At 70.8% G+C, this 22245-nt stretch carries 19 protein-coding genes and 1 pseudogene; 7 read left to right on the top strand and 13 right to left on the bottom strand.

The features are described from left to right. Nucleotides 1–146 precede the first annotated feature (146 nt). Complete coding sequence (locus tag ACO1BR_RS35965) at nt 147–3266, top strand: alpha-mannosidase (RefSeq protein WP_426799316.1); 3120 nt, start codon at nt 147–149, stop codon at nt 3264–3266. A 54-nt stretch (nt 3267–3320) separates the two neighbouring features. Here ACO1BR_RS35965 and ACO1BR_RS35960 read toward each other — a convergent pair whose 3' ends face one another. After that, nucleotides 3321–5063, bottom strand: coding sequence for a pyruvate dehydrogenase (locus tag ACO1BR_RS35960; protein WP_426799315.1), 1743 nt, complete (start codon nt 5061–5063; stop codon nt 3321–3323). A gap of 58 nt (nt 5064–5121) precedes the next feature. Beyond that, nucleotides 5122–6054, bottom strand: a complete 933-nt coding sequence (locus ACO1BR_RS35955; RefSeq protein WP_426799314.1) for a protein phosphatase 2C domain-containing protein — start codon at nt 6052–6054, stop codon at nt 5122–5124. A 1316-nt stretch (nt 6055–7370) separates the two neighbouring features. On the opposite strand from ACO1BR_RS35955, the gene ACO1BR_RS35950 reads away from it, so the two are divergent. Beyond that, a complete protein-coding gene (locus tag ACO1BR_RS35950) occupies nt 7371–7853 on the top strand; it encodes a DUF456 domain-containing protein (protein WP_426799313.1) in 483 nt (160 codons plus the stop codon). A 171-nt stretch (nt 7854–8024) separates the two neighbouring features. Continuing rightward, entirely contained in the window at nt 8025–8597 is a 573-nt protein-coding gene (locus tag ACO1BR_RS35945) for a hypothetical protein (RefSeq protein ID WP_426799312.1), read from the top strand. Nucleotides 8598–8708: 111 nt separating this feature from the next. On the opposite strand, the gene rsgA is transcribed toward ACO1BR_RS35945, so the two are convergent. The 5 genes from rsgA to ACO1BR_RS35920 all read right to left on the bottom strand — a co-directional run bounded on the left by rsgA (nt 8709) and on the right by ACO1BR_RS35920 (nt 13115). Then, nucleotides 8709–9884 (bottom strand): ribosome small subunit-dependent GTPase A, encoded by a 1176-nt coding sequence (gene rsgA / locus ACO1BR_RS35940; RefSeq protein WP_426799311.1) that lies wholly within the window; start codon nt 9882–9884, stop codon nt 8709–8711. A 328-nt stretch (nt 9885–10212) separates the two neighbouring features. Continuing rightward, nucleotides 10213–11073 (bottom strand): hypothetical protein, encoded by an 861-nt coding sequence (locus ACO1BR_RS35935; RefSeq protein ID WP_426799310.1) that lies wholly within the window; start codon nt 11071–11073, stop codon nt 10213–10215. Further along, nucleotides 11070–11390, bottom strand: a complete 321-nt coding sequence (locus tag ACO1BR_RS35930; protein WP_426799309.1) for a PadR family transcriptional regulator — start codon at nt 11388–11390, stop codon at nt 11070–11072. The genes ACO1BR_RS35935 and ACO1BR_RS35930 overlap by 4 nt, the downstream gene beginning before the upstream one ends. A 211-nt stretch (nt 11391–11601) precedes the next feature. Then, nucleotides 11602–12453 (bottom strand): class I SAM-dependent methyltransferase, encoded by an 852-nt coding sequence (locus ACO1BR_RS35925; protein WP_426799308.1) that lies wholly within the window; start codon nt 12451–12453, stop codon nt 11602–11604. Then, nucleotides 12450–13115 (bottom strand): cytochrome P450, encoded by a 666-nt coding sequence (locus ACO1BR_RS35920; protein WP_426799307.1) that lies wholly within the window; start codon nt 13113–13115, stop codon nt 12450–12452. Before ACO1BR_RS35920 ends, ACO1BR_RS35925 begins: the two co-directional genes overlap by 4 nt. Nucleotides 13116–15076: 1961 nt before the next feature. Here ACO1BR_RS35920 and ACO1BR_RS35915 point away from each other — a divergent pair. After that, nucleotides 15077–15568: a hypothetical protein gene (locus tag ACO1BR_RS35915; RefSeq protein ID WP_426799306.1), complete on the top strand. Its 492-nt coding sequence runs from the start codon at nt 15077–15079 to the stop codon at nt 15566–15568. Between the two features lie 414 nt (nt 15569–15982). Here ACO1BR_RS35915 and ACO1BR_RS35910 read toward each other — a convergent pair. Next, nucleotides 15983–16315 (bottom strand): annotated as a pseudogene (locus ACO1BR_RS35910) (SAM-dependent methyltransferase); the annotation flags it as partial. 378 nt (nt 16316–16693) lie between these two features. On the opposite strand from ACO1BR_RS35910, the gene ACO1BR_RS35905 reads away from it, so the two are divergent. The 3 genes from ACO1BR_RS35905 (at nt 16694) to ACO1BR_RS35895 (ending at nt 19661) form a co-directional block, all read left to right on the top strand. Further along, nucleotides 16694–17386 carry a DUF2993 domain-containing protein gene (locus tag ACO1BR_RS35905; protein ID WP_426799305.1) on the top strand — a complete coding sequence of 231 codons (693 nt, stop codon included), beginning with the start codon at nt 16694–16696 and terminating at the stop codon, nt 17384–17386. 62 nt (nt 17387–17448) lie between these two features. Then, complete coding sequence (locus ACO1BR_RS35900) at nt 17449–19296, top strand: ABC transporter ATP-binding protein/permease (protein WP_426799304.1); 1848 nt, start codon at nt 17449–17451, stop codon at nt 19294–19296. Between the two features lie 137 nt (nt 19297–19433). Continuing rightward, nucleotides 19434–19661, top strand: a complete 228-nt coding sequence (locus ACO1BR_RS35895; protein ID WP_426799303.1) for a hypothetical protein — start codon at nt 19434–19436, stop codon at nt 19659–19661. Here ACO1BR_RS35895 and ACO1BR_RS35890 read toward each other — a convergent pair. From ACO1BR_RS35890 to ACO1BR_RS35870, 5 genes are all read right to left on the bottom strand, one after another. Further along, complete coding sequence (locus ACO1BR_RS35890) at nt 19658–20044, bottom strand: hypothetical protein (RefSeq protein ID WP_426799302.1); 387 nt, start codon at nt 20042–20044, stop codon at nt 19658–19660. The genes ACO1BR_RS35895 and ACO1BR_RS35890 overlap by 4 nt on opposite strands. Nucleotides 20045–20224: 180 nt before the next feature. After that, nucleotides 20225–20590, bottom strand: coding sequence for a VOC family protein (locus ACO1BR_RS35885; protein WP_426799301.1), 366 nt, complete (start codon nt 20588–20590; stop codon nt 20225–20227). Between the two features lie 45 nt (nt 20591–20635). Further along, nucleotides 20636–20902, bottom strand: a complete 267-nt coding sequence (locus ACO1BR_RS35880; RefSeq protein ID WP_426799300.1) for a hypothetical protein — start codon at nt 20900–20902, stop codon at nt 20636–20638. 124 nt (nt 20903–21026) lie between these two features. Next, nucleotides 21027–21395 carry a glyoxalase gene (locus ACO1BR_RS35875; RefSeq protein ID WP_426799299.1) on the bottom strand — a complete coding sequence of 123 codons (369 nt, stop codon included), beginning with the start codon at nt 21393–21395 and terminating at the stop codon, nt 21027–21029. Between the two features lie 80 nt (nt 21396–21475). Next, nucleotides 21476–22245 (bottom strand): divalent metal cation transporter (locus tag ACO1BR_RS35870; RefSeq protein WP_426799298.1); only part of this gene is annotated, 770 nt, incomplete at its 5' end.

The raw sequence follows: 22245 nt of genomic DNA, 5'->3' as shown, positions 1-22245 counted from the left end.
TACGACCCAGGCGCCCCGGGCAGCACGGACGGACGCCCCTCGCTCGCCACCGGCCCGCGAGTGGGTATGCCTCCGGTACGCCCGGAGCGCGCCCGGTCCGCGGGCCCGGCGCCGGGGCGCGTGCCGTACGAGCGTGAGGAGCCGCTGTGCACGACGACCGACTGCTGGTGGAGGGGCGCCTGGAGCGGGCGCTGGGGCAGTTCATCAGGCCCGCGCAGTACGCGGCGCGCCGGCCGCTGCGGCTGGAGGTCTGGCACGTTCCAGGAGAACCCCTGCCCGTGGACGAGGCGCTGCGGGCCGCGTACGAGCCGTTCGCGGTCGGGGACGTCTGGGGGCCGCCCTGGTCGACGAGCTGGTTCCGGATGGCGGGCGAGGTGCCGCGGGAGTGGGCGGGGCGCCGGGTGGAGGCCGTCGTCGACCCGGGCTTCGGCGGCGACGGACCGGGCTTCCAGGCGGAGGGGCTGGTCCACGACGCCCGCGGTGTCCCGCTCAAGGGCATCCACCCGCGCAACCGGCACGTCCCCGTCGCCGCGCCCGCACAGGGCGGCGAGGAGGTCCGGCTCCTCCTGGAGGCCGCCGCGAACCCGGCCGTGCTGCGGGACTTCCGCCCCACCGACCTCGGCGACGTGCGCACCGCACCCCGCCGTCCCCTCTACCGCTTCGCCTCCGCCGACCTCGCCGTGCTCGACGAGACCGTCTGGCAGTTGCTCCTCGACATCGAGGTGCTGTCCGAGCTGATGCACGAGCTGCCCGTCGACCGGCCCCGCCGGCACGAGATCCTGCGCGCCCTGGAGAACATGCTGGACGCGGTCGATCTGCACGAGGTCGGCGGTACGGCACAGGCCGGGCGGGCGGAGCTGGCCGGCGTACTGAGCAGCCCGGCGCACGCCAGCGCGCACCGCGTCGCGGCCACCGGGCACGCCCATATCGACTCCGCCTGGCTGTGGCCGCTGCGCGAGACGGTCCGCAAAGCCTCCCGGACCTTCGCCAACGTCACGCAACTCGCCGTCGAATACCCGGAGTTGGTCTTCGCCTGCTCCCAGGCGCAGCAGTACGCCTGGGTGAAGGAGCATCAGCCGCACCTCTGGGCCCGCATCAAGGAGGCGGTGCGCAGGGGAAACTGGGTGCCGGTGGGGTCGATGTGGGTGGAGTCCGACGCCAACATGCCCGGCGGCGAGGCACTGGCCCGCCAGCTCACCCACGGAAAGCGCTTCTTCCTGGACGAGTTCGGCGTCGAGACCGAGGAGGTCTGGCTGCCCGACTCCTTCGGCTACACCGCGGCCTTCCCGCAGCTCGCGCGGCTGGCCGGGGCGCGCTGGTTCCTCACCCAGAAGCTCTCCTGGAACCAGACGGACAAGATGCCGCACCACACCTTCTGGTGGGAGGGCATCGACGGCACCCGGATCTTCACCCACTTCCCGCCCGTCGACACCTACAACTCCCAGCTGCACGGCCGCGAACTCGCCCACGCGGAACGCAACTTCGCCGACAAGGGGCGCGCCACCCGCTCCCTCGTCCCGTTCGGCTGGGGCGACGGCGGTGGCGGCCCCACCCGCGAGATGCTCGAACGGGCCCGCCGGCTGCGCTCGCTGGAGGGCTCCCCGCGCGTCACGGTCGAACCGCCGGCGCGCTTCTTCACGGCCGCCCACGAGGAGTACGGCGCGGCGGCCCCGGTCTGGTCGGGCGAGCTCTACCTCCAGTTCCACCGCGGCACCTACACCTCGCAGGCGAAGACCAAACAGGGCAACCGGCGGAGCGAACACCTGCTGCGGGAGGCGGAGTTGTGGGCCGCAACGGCGGCGGTCCACTCCGCCGGAGAGCCCGGCGGGGCCGCGTACGACTACCCGTACGAGGCGCTGGACCGCCTCTGGAAGACCGTGCTCCTGCACCAGTTCCACGACATCCTGCCGGGCTCGTCGATCGCCTGGGTCCACCGCGAGGCGCGCGACGCCTACGCCGCGGTGGAGGCGGAGCTGACCGGCCTGATCGAGGAGGCGCTCGGGGCGCTGGCGGCGGGTCCGGCCGCCGCGGCGGCCGGACCGGCGGTCTTCAACGCCGCACCGTACGACCGGTACGAGATCATCGAGCCGCCCGACGGCCCGGACGCCGAGGCCGTCGCCGTCCACGTCCCCGCCCTGGGCTCCGCCCCCCTCCCGCCGCCCGCCGCCGGCGCGCCCTCCCCCGTACGCACCCGCGCCGGCGCCCGCCACTTCACCCTCGACAACGGGCAACTGCGGGTGGAGATCGACGCCGACGGCCTGCTGGCCTCCGTACGCGATCTCGCCACCGGGCGCGAGGTGCTGGCGCCCGGGGCGCGCGGCAACCTCCTCCAGCTGCACCCCGACCACCCCAACCAGTACGACGCCTGGGACCTCGACCGGCACTACCGCAACCGCCACACCGATCTCACCGACGCCGACTCCGTCGAACTGCTCGCGGTCGGCCCGCTCTCCGCTACCGTGCGGGTGACCCGGACCTTCGGCGACTCCCACGTCACCCAGGACCTCACCCTGCGGGCCGGGGCGCGCCGGCTCGACATCACCACCGACATCGACTGGCACGAGTCGGAGAAGGTCCTCAAGGCCGCCTTCCCCCTGGACGTGCACGCCGAACGGTCCACCGCCGAGATCCAGTTCGGGCATGTGCACCGCCCCACCCACACCAACACCAGCTGGGACGCCGCCCGTTTCGAGATCTGCGCCCACCGCTGGCTGCACGTCGCCGAGCCCAGCTACGGCGTGGCCCTCCTCAACGACTCGACCTACGGCCACGACGTCACCCGCACCCCCCACGACCAGGGCCTCGGCACGACCGTACGGCTCACCCTGCTGCGCGCCCCGCACAGCCCCGACCCGGAGACCGACCAGGGCGGCCACCGGTTCCGCTACGCGCTGCTCCCCGGCGCCGCGGTCGGCGAGGCGATCGCCGAGGGCCTGGCCCTCAACCTGCCCCTGCGGACCGCCACCGCACCCCCCGTCGCACCGCTCGTCCGCGTCGACCACCCCGCCCTCACCGTCGAGTCGGTCAAACTCGCCGACGACCGCAGCGGCGATGTCATCGTCCGCCTCTACGAATCCCACGGCGGTCGCGCGACCGGCACCCTCTCCCCCGGATTCCCACTCGACCGCGCCGCCGTCACCGACCTGCTGGAACGCCCACTCCACGACGAGGAAGCGGGCCCGACCTCGGAAATCACCGTCAGCCTGCGCCCGTTCCAGATCCTGACCCTGCGGCTGCGCCCGCGGCGCCACCGCCCCTCCCCCTGACCCCGCCGCGACGCCCCCGACCCGCTCCGTCGACTCCCCGACGCCCCAACTTCCTCACACTCGCGGGATGTTGCGGAGATTGGAGCGGGCCAGCTGCACCATCCGACCCACTCCCCCGGCCAGCACCATCTTGCCCGCCGAGAGCGCGAAGCCGGACACCATCTCGGCGCTGATCTTCGGCGGGATGGACAGCGCGTTGGGGTCGGTGACGACATCGACCAGCGCCGGACCCCTGTGCCGGAACGCGTCGCGCAGCGCGCCGCGCAGCTGCCCGGGCTTCTCCACCCGCTCGCCGTGCGCCCCGGCCGCGCGGGCGATGGCGGCGAAGTCGGGGTTGCGGTTGGTCGTGCCGTACGACGGCAGACCGGAGACCATCATCTCCAACTCCACCATGCCGAGGGAGGAGTTGTTGAACAGTACGACCTTCACCGGCAGGTCGTACTGCACCAGGGTGAGGAAGTCGCCCATCAGCATGGTGAATCCACCGTCGCCCGACATCGAGACGACCTGACGGCCGCGTTCGGGGAACTGGGCCCCGATCGCCTGCGGCAGCGCGTTCGCCATCGAGCCGTGGGTGAACGAACCGATCACCCGCCGACGGCCGTTGGGGCTGAGGTAGCGGGCCGCCCAGACGTTGCACATGCCCGTGTCGACGGTGAAGACCGCGTCGTCCGCGGCCTCCTCGTCCAGGACCGACGCGACGTACTCGGGGTGGATCGGCACATGCTTGTCCACCTTGCGGGTGTACGCCTTGACCACTCCTTCCAGCGCGTCCGCGTGCTTCTTCAGCATCCGGTCGAGGAACCCGCGGTCGGTCTTCTCCCGGACCCTGGGGATCAGGCAGCGCAGCGTCTCGCGGACATCGCCCCAGACGGCGAGATCGAGCTGGGAGCGCCGGCCGAGGTGCTCCGGCCTGACGTCCACCTGGACGATCGGCACGTCGTCGGGCAGGAAGGCGTTGTACGGGAAGTCCGTGCCCAGCAGGATCAGCAGATCGCACTCGTGGGTGGCCTCGTAGGCGGCACCGTAGCCGAGCAGCCCGCTCATGCCGACGTCGTACGGGTTCTCGTACTGGATCCACTCCTTGCCCCGCAGCGCGTGCCCGACCGGGGACTTCACACGCTCCGCGAACTCCATCACCTCGGCGTGCGCGCCCGCGGTGCCGCTGCCGCAGAACAGCGTGACCCTGCCGGCCCGGTCGACCATCCTGGCGAGCCGGTCGATCTCGTCGTCGCCGGGGCGGACCGAGGGGCGGCTGGTCACCAGCGCGTGCTCGATCGCACGCTCCGGAGCCGGTTCGGCGGCGATGTCGCCGGGGAGCGAGACGACCGAGACCCCGCTCCGCCCGATGGCGTGCTGGATCGCGGTCTGGAGCACCCGCGGCATCTGCCTGCCGCTGGAGATCAGCTCGCTGTAGTGGCTGCACTCGGCGAACAACCGGTCCGGGTGCGTCTCCTGGAAGAAGCCGGTGCCGATCTCGCTGGACGGGATGTGCGAGGCGAGGGCCAGTACCGGCGCCATGGAGCGGTGCGCGTCGTAAAGCCCGTTGATCAGATGCAGGTTGCCCGGCCCGCAGGACCCGGCGCAGGCCGCCAGCTTCCCGGTGAGCTGCGCCTCCGCCCCGGCGGCGAACGCGGCGGCCTCCTCGTGCCGGACCTGGATCCAGTCGATGCCGGAGTGCCGGCGGATGGCGTCCACGACCGGGTTCAGGCTGTCCCCGACGACACCGTAGAGCCGCCGTACGCCCGCACGCACCAGGATGTCGATGAACTGCTCGGCCACGGTCTGCTTGGGCATGTCGGGGAACTCCTCGGGACGGCTGGGGCCAGTCCGACGGGTGCGGGTCGCGCTTCCATCAACCCATGGGCCGGCGGGGTTCGCCTCTGGGACGGGCGGTCGGCGGGGGCGCCACGCCGCCCCGCCGCGCCACGTCGTCCCAGGACTCCCACACACCCACCGCCGTGCGGTCCTTCGTGTGGCCCGCGAGGGGTGCCTGGGTGGCGGTCAGGAAGTCCGTCAGCCCGGGTGGCCGGGGATCGGACCACCGGCCGGCGAGTTGGGCGGCGAAGCCGGGGGCGCCGCGCCAGGGGTCCGCCAGGCCGGAGGTGCACAGCAGGAGGGTGTCTCCGGCGCGGGCGAGCGTGGCGCGGAAGAGGAACGGCTCCGGGCGGCTCGCGGTGCCGGGCTCGTACGGCGGGTGGGAGGCGCGACCGGTGTCGGGGACGCCGGAAGGGCCCGGGGCGGTGGCCGGCGCGGCGCGGGTGCCGGCTTCCGCCGCCGCGGGCTCCAGGTCCCGCCACGCGCCGTTGCGCAGCCGGAAGATGCCGCCGGCGCCCACGCCGAAGAACACCCGCGTACGGCAGCCGGGGTCGGCGGGCACCAGGAGGCAGCGCAGGGCGGCCGTGTACTCCTCGGGCGGCACGCCCCGTTCCGCCGCCCGGCCGCGCAACTGCCCGTAGGTGCGGTCGGTGAGGCGCTGGAGTCCCGACGTGAGGGCGTCGCGCCGGTCGGCCCGGATGTCTTCCGCCAACCGGGTGGCGTTGCGGCCCGCCGCGCCGACGATCCAGGCGCAGGCGTCGCGGGCGGCGCGATGGGCGTCCTGGCCGGCGGCCGGGAGGCCGGTGGCGACGGCCACCAGCAGCAGCGCGTCCCGGCCGGTGCCGAAACGGGCGGTCAGCAGCGCGTCGCGGCGCGGCTCACCGCGCTCGCGGGCGGCGGCACCGCGCTGGGAGACGGCCCGGAGCGTGACGGAACCGTACCCGGCGCCGTCCAGCACGGTGTCGGGCACCAGTGCGTCGAGGGCGTCCGGGTCGGCGGCGGGGAGTACGAGAGGCGGCTCGGAGGCGGGCGCGGGTGTCCGCGGTCCGGCGGAGCGGGCGGGCGCCGGAGGCTCCGAGGAGCGGGCGGGGGGCGCGGGTTCCGGTGGGGACGGTGGGTTCGGCGGGGACGGCGGGTTCCACGGGGACGGTGGGTTCGGCGGGGACGGCGGCCGGGGGGTGGCGGGGATGCCGTCCGAGGCGGGGGCGCCGGGGCGGCCTATGGGTGCGAGCGGCGAGGGGCGCGGCCCCGGACCGGTGGCCCGGAGCGGGATGGGCGGCGACGGCGGGGGCGGCGGCTGGGACTGGGACGCCCCCCGTCGCGTGGGCGGCTCCCACGGCTTCGGCTCCCAGGGAGTCGGCTCCCACGGCCGGGGTTCGAAGGGCTTGGGGTCGAACCGCCGTGCAGCGGGCCGCGCAGCATCAGGCCGTTGGGCATCGGACCGTTGGACGTCGGGCCGCTGAGGGGCAACACGCCGCGGATCGGCGGGCTTTGGCGCTGCGGGGGACGACATCGGTGACTCGGGCGACGGAGACGACGGGGGCGCCGCGCCGACCGGAGGCGGCGGTACCACGCGCGGATCCGGCACACCCGGCACGTCCTGTACGCCGGGCACACCCGGCACGTCCGGTACGCCCGGCGCATCGGGCACGTCCGGCCGTGGGGCAGCCGGGGGCCGGGCCCGTTCCCGCCCCGCGAGTGCGCGCAGCGCCGAGGCGACCCGTTCGTCCAGCGTGTCCGGGGCGTCGGACGGGCCCGCGTCCCGCACGGTGCCGCCGCCCTCGCCGCCGTCAGCTCCCTGCGCAGTGCCGTCGCCGTACAACTCGCGCCACCACCAGTCGTCCGCCCTGCCGCGCCCTGCCCCCTGCCGGTTCATGGACCGCATTGTCCATGGATGTACGTCCTTGAGACAGGGCGCGAAACAGGCAACCTGCGGGGCGGCCCCACCACATCCGCACGGGCGGTGAGGAAACACCCAAGTCGCCTGCCCACAAGGTCGGTTGAAGCGAATCGGACAATCCGTGAGCGTCCCGGTGGCGCCGTCGGTACCGGCACGCGCCCGGCGTGCCGTCCCCCGTCCCCCGTGTGCCGGGAAGCGCGTCCCGCCCCGGTCCGGCAGGCTTGGGCCATGTGGGCCGTCGGAAAGGCCGTGAGAGGGCGCAGCGCGCGAGCCGCCGCCGGGCGTGCGCCGCTCCGGGCGCGTACGGCCGCCGGCGGCGCCGGCCCTGCGCCCGCACGACCCGCGGCCCGCCCCGCGCCCGCCCCCGCTGTCCCCGGGGCCGTCGTATGAGTGGGTGGCAGTTGGTCGCCGTCGGGCTCGTCATGCTGCTCGGGGTGTTCGGGGTGCTGGTTCCGGGCATTCCGGGGCCGCTCATCGTGTGGGCCGCTCTGCTGTGGTGGGCGACGACCGCGCGGGCCTCGCTGGCGTGGGCGGTGCTGATGGCCGCCACCGCCGTGCTGCTCCTCAACCAGGTACTCACCTGGCTGCTCCCCAGCAGGAGTCTGCGCGACGCGGGCGCGCCGTACCGCACGCTGTTCCTCGCGGGCGTGGCCGGAATCGCGGGCTTCTTCCTGATTCCGGTCGTCGGCGTCCTGCTCGGCTCCGTCGGCGGGCTGTACGCCCTCGAACGCCTCCGGCTCGGCAGCCACGGCGACGCCCGCGCCTCCACCCGTACGGCGATGCGCGCCGTGGGGTTGAGTGTGCTGGTCGAGCTGTTCGCCTGCCTGGTGGTCATGGGTGCCTGGGTGGGGGCACTGATCGCCGGCTGACCACCCACCGGGCAGCCGGGCTCCGCCGCGCTCGCCCTCCCACCGCGCTCCCCGCCGCCCCTCAGGCCGCCTCTCCCGCCGCGTTCGCCGGCGCGCCGCCGCCCATGCCCCCCTCGGGCAGCAGCCCCGCCCGCCACAGATGGTGCAGGGCGTACGCGCCCCACGGCCGCCATGCCCCCGGCGCCCGCACCGCCCCTCGGCGCCCACGCCCGGATCGCCCATCCCTCGCATCCAGATGTACGCCGCGGCGCGCGGCCCCACGCCGGGCAGTTCGGCCAGCGCGTGTGCGGCGGCCTGGCGGTCCGCTCCCGCGTCCAGCCGGAGGGCGCCGTCGGCGAGCGCGGCACACAGTGCGCGCACCGGCTCCGGCACCCCCGGACCGGTCAGATCCGCGGCCGCGGAGAAGAGATGGGTCGGCCCGCCGTCCGCCTCATCGGCCCGCTCCCCCAGCAGCCCCGCACCGCCGTCCACCCCGCACAGCGGCGTGCCGTACGCCCGGACCAATTCCGCGGCGCGCTCCGGCGGGCCGGCCAGCACCGTCCGTACGGCCAGCTCCTCCGGGTCGACGGCGCCCGGCGCACGCAGCCCCGGGCGCTCGGCGACCAGCGGGCCGAGCAGCGGATCCGCGCCCAGCGCGGCCCGCCCGCGCCCCCACTGGCGGAAATCGGACACGGGGTTCGCACCCGCACGAGGCGCGGAACGCGACCGGGCACGGACCGGACGAGGAACGGACGGGACGAGTAACGGACGGGACCGGGCACGGACGGGACCAGGCACGGTCGGAACCCGGCACGAAAGGGACCGGACAGGCGGGCCCCGGACCCCGAGCCCCGGACCCCGGGCCCCGCCGCGGACTTACCTCCCCTTCCCCCTCTTCCGCTCCGTCATGTGTCGCCCCAGCGCCTGCCTCTGCTTCCACTCGCGTCGGCGCTCGGCGCGCAGCCGGGCGTCCGTCTTGGCGACGATCCACTGGTTCTCGCGCTGGAGCTTGCGGTAGCTCTCCATCCGACGTTCCGTCAACTCACCGCTGTCGACGGCCTCCTGGACCGCGCAGCCGGGCTCCGTCCCGTGCGCGCAGTCGGGGAACCGGCACCGCTCCGCCAGTTCCTCCACCTCCGCGAACGTCCGGGCCAGTCCGCCCTCCGCGTCCCACATCCCGACGCCGCGCAGCCCCGGCGTATCGATGAGCACCCCGCCGCCGGGCAGTACCAGCAGATCCCGGGTCGTCGTGGTGTGCCGCCCCTTGCCGTCCCGGTCGCGGATCGCCTGCACATCCTGTACGTAGGCGCCGACCAGCGCATTGGCCAGCGTGGACTTCCCGGCTCCGGAACGCCCCAGCAGTACGGACGTGCCGCCGGCGAGCACCGCGCCCAGCACGTCGATCCCGTCCCCGGTCGCCGCGCTGACCGCCAGCACCTGCACTCCGGGCGCGGCGCCCTCCGTGTCCGCGACGAGATGGCCGACCCCGGCCGGGTCCCCCGCCAGGTCCGCCTTGGTCAGCACGACCAGCGGCTGCGCCCCGCTCCCCCCTGAGAGTGCGGACCCCTGCACCGGTCCCCCACCCGTCGAGCCGGACATCGCCAGCGCGAGGAACCGCTCGATCCGCCCGAGGTCCAACTGCTCCGCGAGGGACACACAGATGACGATGGTGTCGATGTTGGTGGCCAGCACCTGGCCCTCGGAACGCTTCGACGACGTGGACCGCACGAATGCCGTGCGGCGGGGCAGCAACGCCCGCACCACACCGTCGACATGGTCGCCCACACGACCGTTCTCGAAGTCGATGACAGCCCAGTCACCGGTGCACGGCACCCGCATCGGGTCACCGGTCGCCACCAGCGCGGTATCCGCCAGGACGGTCCGGATGCCGTCGCCGTCGGGCACCACCGCGTCCACGCGACCACGGTCCACGCGGACGATACGGCCGGGCACGAACCCCTGCCCGGCAAAGGGGGTGAAGCTCTCCGCGAACCCGTCATCCCAGCCGTAGCCGGACAGCGGATGCGCAGAAGACACAGTCAGGTCGAACAACGGGATGACCCTTCAGGAAAGAGCGGTCCCGGCCACGCGCGCAACGCGCGAGATGAGAAAGGGAAGTCGAATCAGCCGGAGACCACAGAGGTGAAATTGATGATCTTCTGGACGCGGGCCGCGCCCCTCGCAGTGACAGTCATCAGTACTCACCTCCCGTTTCCTCAACAGCTGACGGCACCCTCAAAGCGCCGTCCACAACGTCGTCAACGTTAGACCAGCCCCACGCCGCGGCACCAACCATTTTTCCGACGCCGTCTCCTTCGGCCCGTCCATCCCGTGCGTCAGTGCGTACGCCTTGCACACGAGTCGAGCAGGCGCGTCCGCGTCACTCGACATCGCCGGCAAGATCCACCGGATGTTCCTTGTGGAGCGCGGATATCGCTCCGCGAACGGAACTGACCAGGGCTGCCACAGCGGCGATGACGGTAACGACGGCGAGAACGGACGGCACGGGCCCGTCGGGCACGTCACCGGCGTCCATGACCAACGCCGTGACGGTCGCGACACCGGCGATGCCTGTCGTGGTCACGGCGAACGCCATCGCGACACCGAGCAAGGAGAGTAGTCGCAAGAGCTTGGCAGAAGGTCGGCACCGGGTGACGACGACGGCGGGCGCCACCGCCGCGGCGGTCAGGAACGCTGCCGGACCGAGCCACCCCAAGGTGAAGAGCCAGGGCCCGTCGACCAGATAGCGAAGCATCAGGGCCCACACCCCGCCGAGTAACACGGGTACGAGTGCGAAAGGAGCCAGCAACGGGCGCCACGCGGTCCAGTTGCCGGTTCTGGCGGTTTCCGCGAGGAGCGAAAGGGCGCCAACCAGCGGGACCAGTCCACTGCTGTCGGTGGCGTACTGCGCAACGTCCAACAGAGGCCGCACCCAGTCCGCCGAATCCGGCCGCAGCTGATCGGTCAGGACAATGCGCAGCAGCGGCAGGACACAGAGTGCGGCACACCAACTGACCCAGGTGGTGGCAACGCTTGCCTGCATGCGGCGACGGCGCCGTTCCGCGGACTCGTTGGGCATCACCGGGCGAAGCCATGCCCGGAGCGCGCCGATGAGAAGGTCCGCGACGACGCATGGGCCGGTGCCGGTGTCCTCGACCAGCGCTTCGAGTTCAGGACCGTAGCGCTCCCGGAACGAGGGAGGATACGCACGCAAGGCCAGCCTGGCGGCCATGTTCGTCATGCGCCTGCCACCCCCAACTTGGTCAGCCCGACATGGGCGAAGCGGGCCATCGCCCGGAGTCTTTCGTCGAGCACGGTCTGCCCTTCTGCGGTGAGGCGGTAGGGCCGGCGACGCTCGTCCCCGTCCAACGCCGCGACCAGTCCGCCGTCCTCCAGCCGCGAGATGGCGGCATACAGCGTGCCCGGTCCCAACTTGATGGATGTCTGTTCCTCGACGTCCTTGATGATCGCGTAGCCGTGCTTGGGTCCATCGGCCAGGCTGGCCAGGATCAGCAGCGCCGGTTCCGCCCATCCGACGCGGTCACGTTGACGCGGCATCGGGCACCTCCTTCACTCACCTCGGCTGCTACGTTAAACGATATAGCGTCCTACGCAGTAGTTCCTGAAGTACGGCAGAAGGGACCGCAACCCGTCCTGGGCGCCTCGAACGTCGTTCTGACGGTGCGTCGGTGGTCGATACCAGGACATGGAGTCGTGGTGACGGCCGTACGGCGGTGAACTGAGACCAGCAGACTGCCTCTCCGCCGTCTCAGACGGTGGCCGAGAGGTGGGCACCGCGTTGTCCCCACGCGGAGACCGTTGCCAGGCAGGCGTCGCGGAAGGTGGGTTGGGTGACGAGGGCGTCGAGTTCTGTCGCCTCGTCGGGGGTGAGCAGGTCCCGTTGGAGGAGTGCGGGGCGGATCTGGTCGAAGGTGGCTTGCCACAGCCGGTGGGAGGGACTGTGGTCACCGACGGTTCCGACGCTGATGTGCAGTCCGGGCTGGGTGAGACCGGCCTGGAGGAGAGGGGTGGGCTGGGTCCTCGGCCAGCGCAGGTCGGTTCCCAGGGTGCTGCTCAGGAGATCGGCCCCGGCGAGCGCGACCTTGCGGAAGAGCGGGTGCAGTGAGGACTGGGCAGGGAAGACGTCGGGGTCTTCCACAACGAGCCAGCCGCCGGGTTTGAGCCAGCGCGCGGCCTTGGTCAGGACCTGCTGGCGGCTGGGGAGGTGGACGAACAGCGCCCGGGCGTGGATGAGGTGGAAGCTGCTCGGGGCGAAGTCGTCATGGATGACGTCATGACGCAGGACGTGCAGGTTGTCGGGGAGGTCGCCGGTGAGGTGGCCGGTGTCGATGTCGGTGGCCGTGGTGCGTCCGCGCGGGCAGGTCGTGGCCAGCCAGCGGGCGATGGATCCTGCGCCGGCGCCCAACTCCAGGCAGTCCCAGCCGGGTTCGGGGTGCAGGCGCTGGATGATGTGCCGGGTCGTGGTGTCCCAGTCGGCTTGAAGGGTGAGGAGCCGGTCGAGTTCGGTCACGGTGCGGTGTGCGAAAACACCCTGCTCGTAGCCCTGCGGCTCCCCGTTCCGGTGCCGCGGTTGGCGGGGAGAAGTGGTGTGCCGGGTCATAGCTGGGCGGTGACCTTCAGGTGGGGCGTGGTCCTGCTGATGAGCCCGTGGGGGGTGGGTGTGAAGCCGTCCGCCCAGCGCAGCCGTGGCAGGTGGTGGAGGAGGACCGAGACGGTCTGGCCGAGAAGGCGGGCCAGGTGGGCACCGAGGCAGAAGTGCCGGCCCGCGCCGAAGCCCAAGTGGTCGGCGGAGGCGGCGAATTCCCTGTCGATCCGCTCGGGGCGGTGGATGTCGAACCGGTCGGGGTCGGGGAAGCGTTCGGGGTCGCGGTTGGCGGACGCCAACACGCAGGCGACGGTGGCGCCGGCGGGCACGGTGCCGCTGGGTAGGTCGACGGCCTCATGGGCCTGGCGGACGATGATGTGGGTGGGCGGGTCCCGGCGCAGCGACTCGGCCCAGGCCGCGTCGAGCAGGTCGGGGGTGTCCGCCACGGCGGTTTGCGCGTCGGGGTGGTCGACGAGGTTGGTGAGGAAGAGGGCGAGGGCTTTCTCAGCGGTGTCGGCACCGGCGGCCAGCAGGAGGCTGCACGTCCCCTGCACCTCTCGGTCGGTGAGCAGTCGGCCCTCGATCTCGCTGGTGCACAGGGCCGACAGGAAGTCGTCGCCATTCGCACACCTCGCGCACCAGGCCGGCGGCATCACAACGGGGCGCCGCGCCCGCACTCGCGAACGGCATGTCCGGAAGGTCGAAGACCACGGGATCCCCGACACCCCTGCCCGCCAATGAAGTCCTCCGTAACCGGCGCGAGCCGTGCACTGCAGAAGCAACCAGCAGGCACACTACGACAGGTGACGATGGGACACGCTGGGTAGCCATGCGGCGCTGTCAGGCGTGCGGATGCGCGGCTCGGCGCGCCCCACACCCCTCACACCAGTCGACGCGCCGCGCGAGCGGGGAGGACCAGTGGTACTGGCCGCCCGTCCCCCGCGGCATGACCATCAGCTCCGCCTCGCGCCTGCCAATTCGCCTACCCACAGCGGCCGTTCTCCTTCACTCGCCGCACCGGGTGCTCAGCCACGCGGGCGCACCTCGACGTTCTCCAGCAGTCCGTGGGGCGGCCGCCGGTGGCTGTCGGAGCGCACGGCGGACATGAACCAAGCGTGCTCCACCGCTGCACAACTCGCGGCTCTCTCCCCTGAGAGTGCGGATGGGCAACGCCTAGAGTCGCCGCATGACGTGTAGTGAGGCGGAGTACTACGAGTATCTGCAGGCCGAGCGACGTCGCCACGCATGGGTCATGCGCCGACACGGCGGCCTGACACAGCCGGAGGCTTGGGCGGCAGCCTTGGGCCGTTACCCCTATGAGCCAAGCGATGTGCCGCATCGCGGACTTGTCTTCCATGACGAGGCGTGGCACTGGGCGATGCTGGCCGTGCACGGAGATCGCTACACGGCGGAGTGTCCCGAGATGGCTCAGCCGTCAGCCGAGTACATGGCTCTTGAGTAACCGAAGGCGATCCTCGCCACAATCTTCGGGACTTTTCATCCGGGGTATTTGGAATTCTCACTTCTTGGCGCGCTTGCCGGACTCAACCAAGGCGTGTTCATGCAGTCCGACACTGTCGCCATCGACAGCGATGGCATCAGCGTCGAGTGCGCGAGTCGCCGAAGGCTAAAGGTAGGGCGAGGAGAGGCGGGAAGGTTTTCATAGACCCTCGCCGATCAGACGGAGTCAAAGGCCACGGAAGAAAATGCGCCTTGATCGCTCACCTTCACACGGAGTACGAACCTTACGCAAAGGGAAAGTTCGAGGTTTCCGAAGCTGGGCAGCGCCTCTACTACGCCTGTCGCGCCACGATACTCAGAGGCATCGCAGGGGATACACGGGATCAGGCGGATACGCCGCTGAAGCGACTGTGTGAGGCGTCCGGTCCACGCCGCTCGGCGCCCCGTCCCGGAACCTGCGGCGCGGCCGATGGATGGACCGCGCGGCCGCATCAGCCCCGAGCTGGCGAACATCTCCGACATCTGCTCCCAAAACGCACGAGAGCTTCGCTGCGACGGGGGAGCGCAGCGAGATGGAGACGCAACCGCAGCCCCGGAAGCGGGAGTCCAGGCCGTGAGGTTGGTGAATGTCGCTGAAATTACGCGAGGGGAGGCAGTTCGACCCATTCGAGGAGTGCGACCCCGACGAGGATCCGGGCTGTGGCTTGAGGGAGAGGCGCTGGCGCAAAAAAATGGGGCGGCTTGGCTCAGCGAGCGCGAATCGGTCGTCCCCACCTGGCGCGCTTGGGGTGCGCGGCTCCGCGAGCGAAGACCAGGCCCTCCGGCAGGATCTCGACGAGACGCACGCGTACACCTACAGATCGAGCATGCAAAAAGCCCCTGACGAATCGGAGGCTTCAAGGCTTGCAGGCGCACGAGGCTTCGTTGAGGGCAGTGCGACATTCAACTATCAAGGGTGCAACCACTTTGAGGTCGTCTCACATGCCAGCGGTTTCGCCAACTCCAGGTTGGGCCGTTGGGGCGGAGGGCCTACGCCTGTCGCGGTAGAGCCACCCGTTCGCGACATCCCTGAATCCGGCGCGCCGCCGAACACCTGCGACATATCTCGCATTAACCTCTTGTGACTGTACGAAGTCGCTATATCACGGATTACATCCGTGTGACCACCGGAGAAGAAATGCGCAAGCTTCAGAAAGCCACCGTCATGGCCGTCGCCCTCGGCAGCTTCGGCTTCCTCGGCGCCGGCACCGCCTACGCCCACGGCGAGAAGGGCGGCACCGACATCGACATCAAGCAGGGAAGCCAGTGCAGGTCGCACGACACCAACGCCGACGTCCTCGGTGAGGTGGGGATCCTCAACGGCCTGGCGGGCAACGCGATCGGCGGCGAAGGCTCCCCGGGTGCGCAGAGCACCAAGATGGGCTCGTCGATGGGCTGCGACAACAGCGCCGACATCAAGGAAAGCAAGAGCGGCGACGAAGACAAGGGCGGAGGCTCGGAGGGCAGAGGCTCGGAGGGCAGGGAAGGCAACGGAGACAAGGGGAGCGACGCACACAAGTGCGGATGTTCGGAGGGTGGAGAAGGCAAGGAGGGTAGGGAACAGCAGGGAATGACGCCGCGGCCCGGTCTCCGCTACACAGTCCGAACCGAGACCCTTACGACCTCATAGGGTCAGGCTGCGGGAGGCCGCTCGACCCGCATGTGTAACGCTTGGCCGCTGGCTGGACTTCTCGGGGAGGTCCGGCCAGCGGCCAGGGTCCTGGCCCGGTAGCCCACCACAGGGAAGTCTGCTGTCTCCGGCGGGACGACGCGGCCCCCGCCCGCTCCGGGATCTCGGCGTGAATCAGCTGATCGCCCGTCGGAGCACCGGGCACGGCTTCTGCCTGGACACCCAACGCTGGGTCGTGGAGGGCACGTTCGCCTGCCGGCACTGGTACCGACGCCTGTGATCCATGGGAGATCCGCGACGACGTCCACGATGCCTTCCTCACCCTCGGATGCTCACTCATCTGCGGGCGATACGTGAACTCCCGAGAGGAGTTTCAGGGCAGGCGCGTTTGCGTTGACGGCCCGGTGGCTGACCTCAGGTCGGCTTGTGCCACACGGAGATGCGCTTCGCGGAGTCCTGGGTGAACGGCGCCCCGCCCCAGTCCGCCACGCGACGTTCCCGTTCGAGCCCAGCGGTCCGTGCCATAGGGTCGAGCTCTGCCGGCCAGGCGTACCGGTGCCGGGAGTTGCCGCGGCGGTAGCGACCGTCGTCGCCATCGTGGGTGAAGTGGTGCGAGACGAGAATCTGCTCGACCAGGTCGATGGTGGCGAAGCCGAGATGCGGCTCGGCGACGTCGAACGGCACCGCGACCTGGCCGGGCGGCAGGAACCGCAGCGGCGGCACGCCTGGCTCGATGACGAATCGGCCACGGCGGTGGTGCGGTCCTTCTCCTCGGCGCAGCGTGCGCCGCCCTCAGCTCGGCGTCTACGTCCCATGGCTTCGCCCGAGCCCCCAGGCAACCCGGATCATCAGTCTCGGAGTGATCCAACCGCCTTGGAGATCATTTCGTTAGGAGTCCTGGGGCAACTGATGGGCAACCTTCGACGCTGACGCTGCGTCTCATCCCACATCAAAAGTACCTTTGCCTGCCCGTCACGGACCTCTCATCCGAACGAGGTAATCTCCCACCCCTGGGCGCAGCTGGGGGAACTCGGGGCGCAGGTGGGGGGTTCGCGAAATTTCGCTGTATCGGGCCGTCACGTAATCCGGGAGAGAGAGCGCATGCGCGGGCGAAGGATACGAATAGTGCTGATATTGGTCGTGGCACTCGGGGGACTCTTCGTGGCCACCGACCAAGTCGCAGTGACGTATGCCCAGTCAAGGGTGGCGAACGAGATCCAGAGTGCGCTGGGACTCGCGGCCAAGCCGAGCGTCTCCATCAAACACTTCCCGTTCCTCACCCAGGCGCTCAGCGGTGACCTGGACGAGGTCACGGTCAGCGCGAACAACCTCAAAGCACCCACCGGCGACCCGGGCACGGACGGCTCCGACCCGTTGAGCATCGACCGCTTCACCGCCGAACTCCACCACGTGCGCATCAACAGCAGCTTCAACGGCGCCGTCGCCGACTCGGCCACCGGCACCGCCCTGGTCTCGTACGCCGCCGTCACCAAGACCGTCTCGCACCAGCTGTCCGGTATCGCCTCCGGCGTCGACGTCTCCTATGGCGGAAACAACCAGGTCAAGCTGGCCGGCAGCATCCAGATCCCGCTGCTCGGCAGCCAGCAGATCAGCACCTTGGCCAACATCACGCTCGGGAGGGGCAACACCCTGGGGATCACGCTGCCCGACGGCGCGCAGCAACTGATCGGCCAGGCAGCCGCCCCGCAGTGGCCGCTCTCCGGTCTGCCCACCGGCATCAGACTGAGCGGCGTGCGGGCCACGTCGGACGGGCTGCGGGCGTCGCTGAGCGGCAAGGACATACACATGACCGGGTAACCAGGAAGCCCAGGTCCCACCCCGCGGCACGCAGCTGCTCCAAGCCAACCAGGAAGAAACACATGACCGACGTCAACGGCTGCCAACTGACGAGGCCCGAGGGGCAGGTCACAGACGAGCCAGGGACAGGCCATCCCCGTGACTGTCCGGAGGAAACCCACGCACCCGGCGAAGTTTCCCTCACCGCGACCGGGCTGACGACCTGGGTCAGGCACAAGGGGAAGACCAAGACCCTGCTGGAGGACGTCAGCCTCACCCTGGAAGCCAACTCGCTGGTCGCGGTGATCGGGCCGTCAGGGGCGGGGAAGTCGACGCTGCTGCGCGCGTTGACGGGGTATCAGCCTGCCAACGAGGGCGAGGTGCTCTGCCAAGGCCGGGACCTGTACGAGGACTTCCCCGAACTTCGCCATCGCATCAGCCTGGTGCCGCAGGACGACATCCTGCACACCCAGCTGACCGTGCGCACCGCCCTTCGCTACGCCGCCAGGCTGCGCTTCCCGCGCGAGACCGACCAGGCCGAACGGGACCGCCGAGTCGGCGAGGTACTCGACGAGCTGGGCCTGACCCACCGCGCCGAGACCCGCATCTCCGCGCTCTCCGGTGGCCAACGCAAACGTGTATCCGTCGCTCTCGAACTCCTCACCAAGCCCTCGCTGCTCTTCCTCGACGAGCCGACATCCGGACTCGACCCCGGCCTGGACCGCCAAGTCATGCAAATGCTTAGGGACTTGGCCGATGACGGGCGCACCGTCATGGTGTCCACCCACAGCGTGGCCAACCTGGAACTGTGCGACCAGCTGCTGGTGCTGGCGCCGGGCGGCCGGACGGCGTACTTCGGTCCGCCGCAGGAGGCACTGGACTTCTTCGGGCGCCGAGACTGGGCGGACGTCTTCTCCGACTTCCACCAACAGCCCGACCGCGACTGGCCGGGAGAGTATCGCGCCGCGCGGGCAGACCGGCACGGCTCGGCGGGCCGGACTCTCCTCGCCTCGCCGGCCGGGAAGGACGGCGACTCCCACGTGCCGCACAATCCGCAGCGTTGGGCCTCGCAGTTGGTGACACTGATACGGCGGAACTGCTCGGTACTCGCCGCCGATCGCGGGCACGTTTGGCTGCTGGTGGCCCTGCCGATCATCATGGGCATGCTGAGCATGGCCGTCCCCGCCCAGTACGGCTTCCTGCGGGCAACCCAGGCCGGGGGTCACCTGACCGGCTACCCGCCGAACTACAACGTCGATGCGCAGTGCGTCCTGCTGGTCCTCGCGATAGGGGCCTGCCTGACCGGCACCGCGAACTCCGTACGCGAACTGGTCTCCGAACGTGTCATCTACCAGCGAGAACGCGCCACCGGACTGTCCCGGTCGGCGTACGTGGTCTCCAAGGTCACCGTGCTCGGCGTCATCACCGCCGTGCAGGGCCTCGTCGTGGCTGCAATCGGCCTGGCCGGACGCCGAATGCCGGCCAACGGCCTCCTGCTGAAGTCGTCCGAGTCCGAGCTGGTGCTCACCGTGGTGCTGCTGGCCTTCACTTCGATGATGCTCGGCCTGATCGTCTCCGGCTTCGTCCGCACCGCCGAGAAGACCATGCCGCTGCTCGTCGCGGCCACGCTCGTCCAGGTGATGTCCACCGGCGCCGTCTTCCCGCTGTTCAACCAGCCGGGCCTGGCCCAGATGTCCTGGCTGGCCCCCTCCCGCTGGGCCGTCGCGGCACAGGCCGCCACCATCAACCTCTCCCACATCGGCCCACCGGCGGTCGCCAAGCACCCGCGCCTCACGGACTCACTGTGGACACACACTTCGGCCCAATGGGGTCGGGACGTGGGCGTGTTGGCCGGCCTCGCCGTGGTCGGTGTCCTCGTCGTCACCCTGCTGCTGCGCCGCCACGAACCAGCGGTCATGCGCCGGCGCTGACGGATCGAACTCCCGTCGTTCACGTCGCAGCCGAGGCGCCTGCGGGGAGCGTCACCCCACACGCTCCCCGCCACTCACCTGCGGACGAGCCCTCGGAGAGGTCGTTTCACTGATCAGTCGGCGGTAGCCGATGAGTGTTGCTGCGCTGCACCCGCCGCGGGTGGTTCGGCCTGCCGGAAGACGGCAGCGGTGCCGAGAACGGCGGTGGCAGGTACGAGGAGGTCGCCGGATGGTGTCTCGCGCTGCGGGAGACCGTGGGGAGTGCGGTGCCGATGAAGTCGTGGGTTCGGTACCGCATTCTGCGCCCCGACGTCCGCCAGGGACTGGGGCACCGACGCTCGCCGAACGAGACCACCACCTCCTAGCGGCAGGTGCCGACTCTGTCTCTGCCGGGCAGGAAGGCCGGTGGGTTGGGGTCAGCGGTTTCCCCGGTGTGCATGGCCCAGCGCAGGTGACGTACCCGGGGTATGCGTGTCAATTGGACGACCAGCCTTTCCAGGGCAGCGGTTGACGGGCCGTCCGAGGTGAGTGTCACGTGGATGGTGAGGTGGGCATTGCCGTCCGGTTCAAGGGTGTGGTGGAGCTTCGGGCGGACATCGGTGTTGGCGAACGCGACGAGGCACAGAGCTCTCACCATGCGCTCTCTCGAGGGATCGCACACGGCCTGGAGTGTGCAGCGGGTTGGTGCGGGAGGGATGGGTGTGGGGGTTTCGGGGCGTCGGAAGAAGGGGCGAAACGGAAGTTTCATGGGACACGTCCTGAGCTGATCAGCCGGGTGCATATGGTCGGTTGGCGGCTACGGCCTTCGGGGCGGTGTCGGCCGGGCAGGGTTCGTGACGGCGGCGGAAACCAGGGCTGAGGGCGACGGGGCCGAGCCCCGCGGACCGGCGTCTGGCGCTGTCCGGTCCGCGGGCCCATAGAGGGCTGGTCAGTCGGTGGGGGTGAGGAATTCCAGGCGGTTGCCGGCCGGGTCCAGGCTGTAGAAGCGGCGCTGTCCGGGGTGTTTGCCGTCCCAGACGACGGGCGCGCGGTGGCTTCTGAGGCGGTCGGCGAGGGCGTCGATGTCCCGCACACGGAGTGCGGGGTGGGTGCGGGTGCCGGGTCCGGGGGTCTCGATGCCGAGATGCAGTTGGGCGCTGCCGTGTTCGCCGGTGAGCCAGCAGCCGCCGCGGACCGCGAGCACCGGCGGCCCGGTGACTTCCCGCATGCCGAGTAGATCGGCGTAGAAGGTGCGCAGCATCGCCCCGCATCCGGCGGGGGCGGTGAGCCGTATGTCGTCGAGCGTGACAAACATGGGGGGTCACTTCCAAATCAGCTCTGAACAGCTGGAGTTGAGGTATCAGGCGCCGGTGTGCCAGCTGGCCTCAAGGTGGCGGCAGACGTCGTCGCCGGTCACGGTGTGCCAGTGGGCGTGCGGCCGTGCGGGGGCGGAGATGCCGGCCGGCGGGGGTGCTGGTGTGCGGGTGAAGGCCGCGTGCAGCACGGTCTGGTCGAGCGGGCTGTAGGTCAACCGCCGAACGATCCGGGTGAAGCCGGTGAGCAGTCGGCCGAAGGGCCGGGCGGGTGCGTCGGCGTAACGGGTGCGGTGGTGGGTGAGTGCGGGCATGCGGATCACCTCCGTGGGCTGATGTGGTGTAGGCCATCGGACGCCTCCCGTGCCTGGGAAGGGCCGCCGGACAGGGGGCGACGGCGGCGCCGGCCCGGAGCCGTGGGAAGGCGGGCGGGTTGGCTCAGGGCAGTGGCTGGAGGAATTCCAGGCGGTTGCCGACCGGGTCCTGGGTGTGGAAGCGGCGGTGGCTCGGCAGGCTGACGTTCCACATGACCGGCGCGCCGTACTGTTCCAGGCGGGTGGCGAGTCGGTCGAGGTCGGTGACGCGCACCGCCGGGTGGGCCTTGCGGGGTGGGCGGAAGTCGTGCTCGATCCCGACGTGGATCTGCATCCGGCCGCCGTCGGCGGCGAACCAGCAGCCGCCCTTGTGGGCCAGCCCGGCAGGCTTGGGAACCTCCGTCATCTGCAGGGCGGTGACGTAGAAGCCGCGCAGGACGTCCTCGGAGCCGGCCGGAGCGGCCAGCTGGACGTGGTCGAGGGCTGCGAGCATGGTGAACCTCCGTTCGAGCGGGAATCGGGGCTTGCGGTGCCCTCCCGTGGCGGTGTCAACTCGCCACGGGCGCACGGCGTTCACTGCCCGAGTGCGACCTGGACGATCTTGATGACGACCAGGATCATCGCGATGAGCAGGTAGGTGCGCAGGGCGCCCATGCCGATTTTGCGGGTGGTGGATATGGCGGGCTTGGTGAGGGTGTCCAGTGGTGGCATCCGCCAGGCGTCACGGCCGGTGCGGTCGACGGGGTCTTCGTTGGTCGCGGTGCGGCGGCGGGTGAAGGAGTACCCGGCGGCCAGCACACCCAGGACGCCGCAGGCGGCCATGATGTCGATGATCGTCTGGGAGCTGATGTCGGGGAAGAGGACGGAGGCGGTCAGGATGATGGAGAGGGTGACCAGGACGCCGACCACCGCCGTGGTGAAGGCGTTGGTCTTCGGGCCGTTCACCCAGGGGCCCAGGACGGCCTTGTCGTTGCACAGCAGCAGCAGGAAGACGGATGCCGACGGCAGCAGGACACCGGCCAGGGTCTGCACCCCCTGGGTGAGCAGGCCGAGCGGAGAGCCGGGGATCAGCACGATCACGGCGGCCACGGCCACCACTCCGGCGTAGATGGCGTAGAAGCCCTTGGCGCCCTTGATGCCGCGGTGCAGGGAGTGCTTGATGCCGAAGACGTCGCCGATGGCGTAGGCGGTGGACAGGGAGACAGCGAAGGCGCCGATGATCGAGGCGTCGAGCAGGGCGATGGCGAAGAGGACTCCGGCGAACTTGCCGGCGTGGGCCTCAAGACCCGCGGCGACCCCTGCCGCGTCGGTGAAGTTGCCGAAGCCCTTGGTCCCCGCGAAGG

Origin of the sequence: Streptomyces sp. YGL11-2, assembly GCF_050054615.1 — a bacterium.
Classification (GTDB): domain Bacteria; phylum Actinomycetota; class Actinomycetes; order Streptomycetales; family Streptomycetaceae; genus Streptomyces.
Note: the sequence above shows the minus strand (reverse complement) of the source record. Positions and strands in the feature narration are given on the sequence as shown.

Bases quoted from the DNA above. Each gene is read 5' to 3' on its own strand.
- ACO1BR_RS35960 (WP_426799315.1), bottom strand. From the start codon at position 5,063: ATGCCCAAGCAGACCGTGGCCGAGCAGTTCATCGACATCCTGGTGCGT.
- ACO1BR_RS35950 (WP_426799313.1), top strand. From the start codon at position 7,371: ATGAGTGGGTGGCAGTTGGTCGCCGTCGGGCTCGTCATGCTGCTCGGG.
- ACO1BR_RS35945 (WP_426799312.1), top strand. From the start codon at position 8,025: ATGCCCCCGGCGCCCGCACCGCCCCTCGGCGCCCACGCCCGGATCGCC.
- ACO1BR_RS35935 (WP_426799310.1), bottom strand. From the start codon at position 11,073: ATGACGAACATGGCCGCCAGGCTGGCCTTGCGTGCGTATCCTCCCTCG.
- ACO1BR_RS35930 (WP_426799309.1), bottom strand. From the start codon at position 11,390: ATGCCGCGTCAACGTGACCGCGTCGGATGGGCGGAACCGGCGCTGCTG.
- ACO1BR_RS35925 (WP_426799308.1), bottom strand. From the start codon at position 12,453: ATGACCCGGCACACCACTTCTCCCCGCCAACCGCGGCACCGGAACGGG.
- ACO1BR_RS35915 (WP_426799306.1), top strand. From the start codon at position 15,077: ATGCGCAAGCTTCAGAAAGCCACCGTCATGGCCGTCGCCCTCGGCAGC.
- ACO1BR_RS35900 (WP_426799304.1), top strand. From the start codon at position 17,449: ATGACCGACGTCAACGGCTGCCAACTGACGAGGCCCGAGGGGCAGGTC.
- ACO1BR_RS35890 (WP_426799302.1), bottom strand. From the start codon at position 20,044: ATGAAACTTCCGTTTCGCCCCTTCTTCCGACGCCCCGAAACCCCCACA.
- ACO1BR_RS35885 (WP_426799301.1), bottom strand. From the start codon at position 20,590: ATGTTTGTCACGCTCGACGACATACGGCTCACCGCCCCCGCCGGATGC.
- ACO1BR_RS35880 (WP_426799300.1), bottom strand. From the start codon at position 20,902: ATGCCCGCACTCACCCACCACCGCACCCGTTACGCCGACGCACCCGCC.
- ACO1BR_RS35875 (WP_426799299.1), bottom strand. From the start codon at position 21,395: ATGCTCGCAGCCCTCGACCACGTCCAGCTGGCCGCTCCGGCCGGCTCC.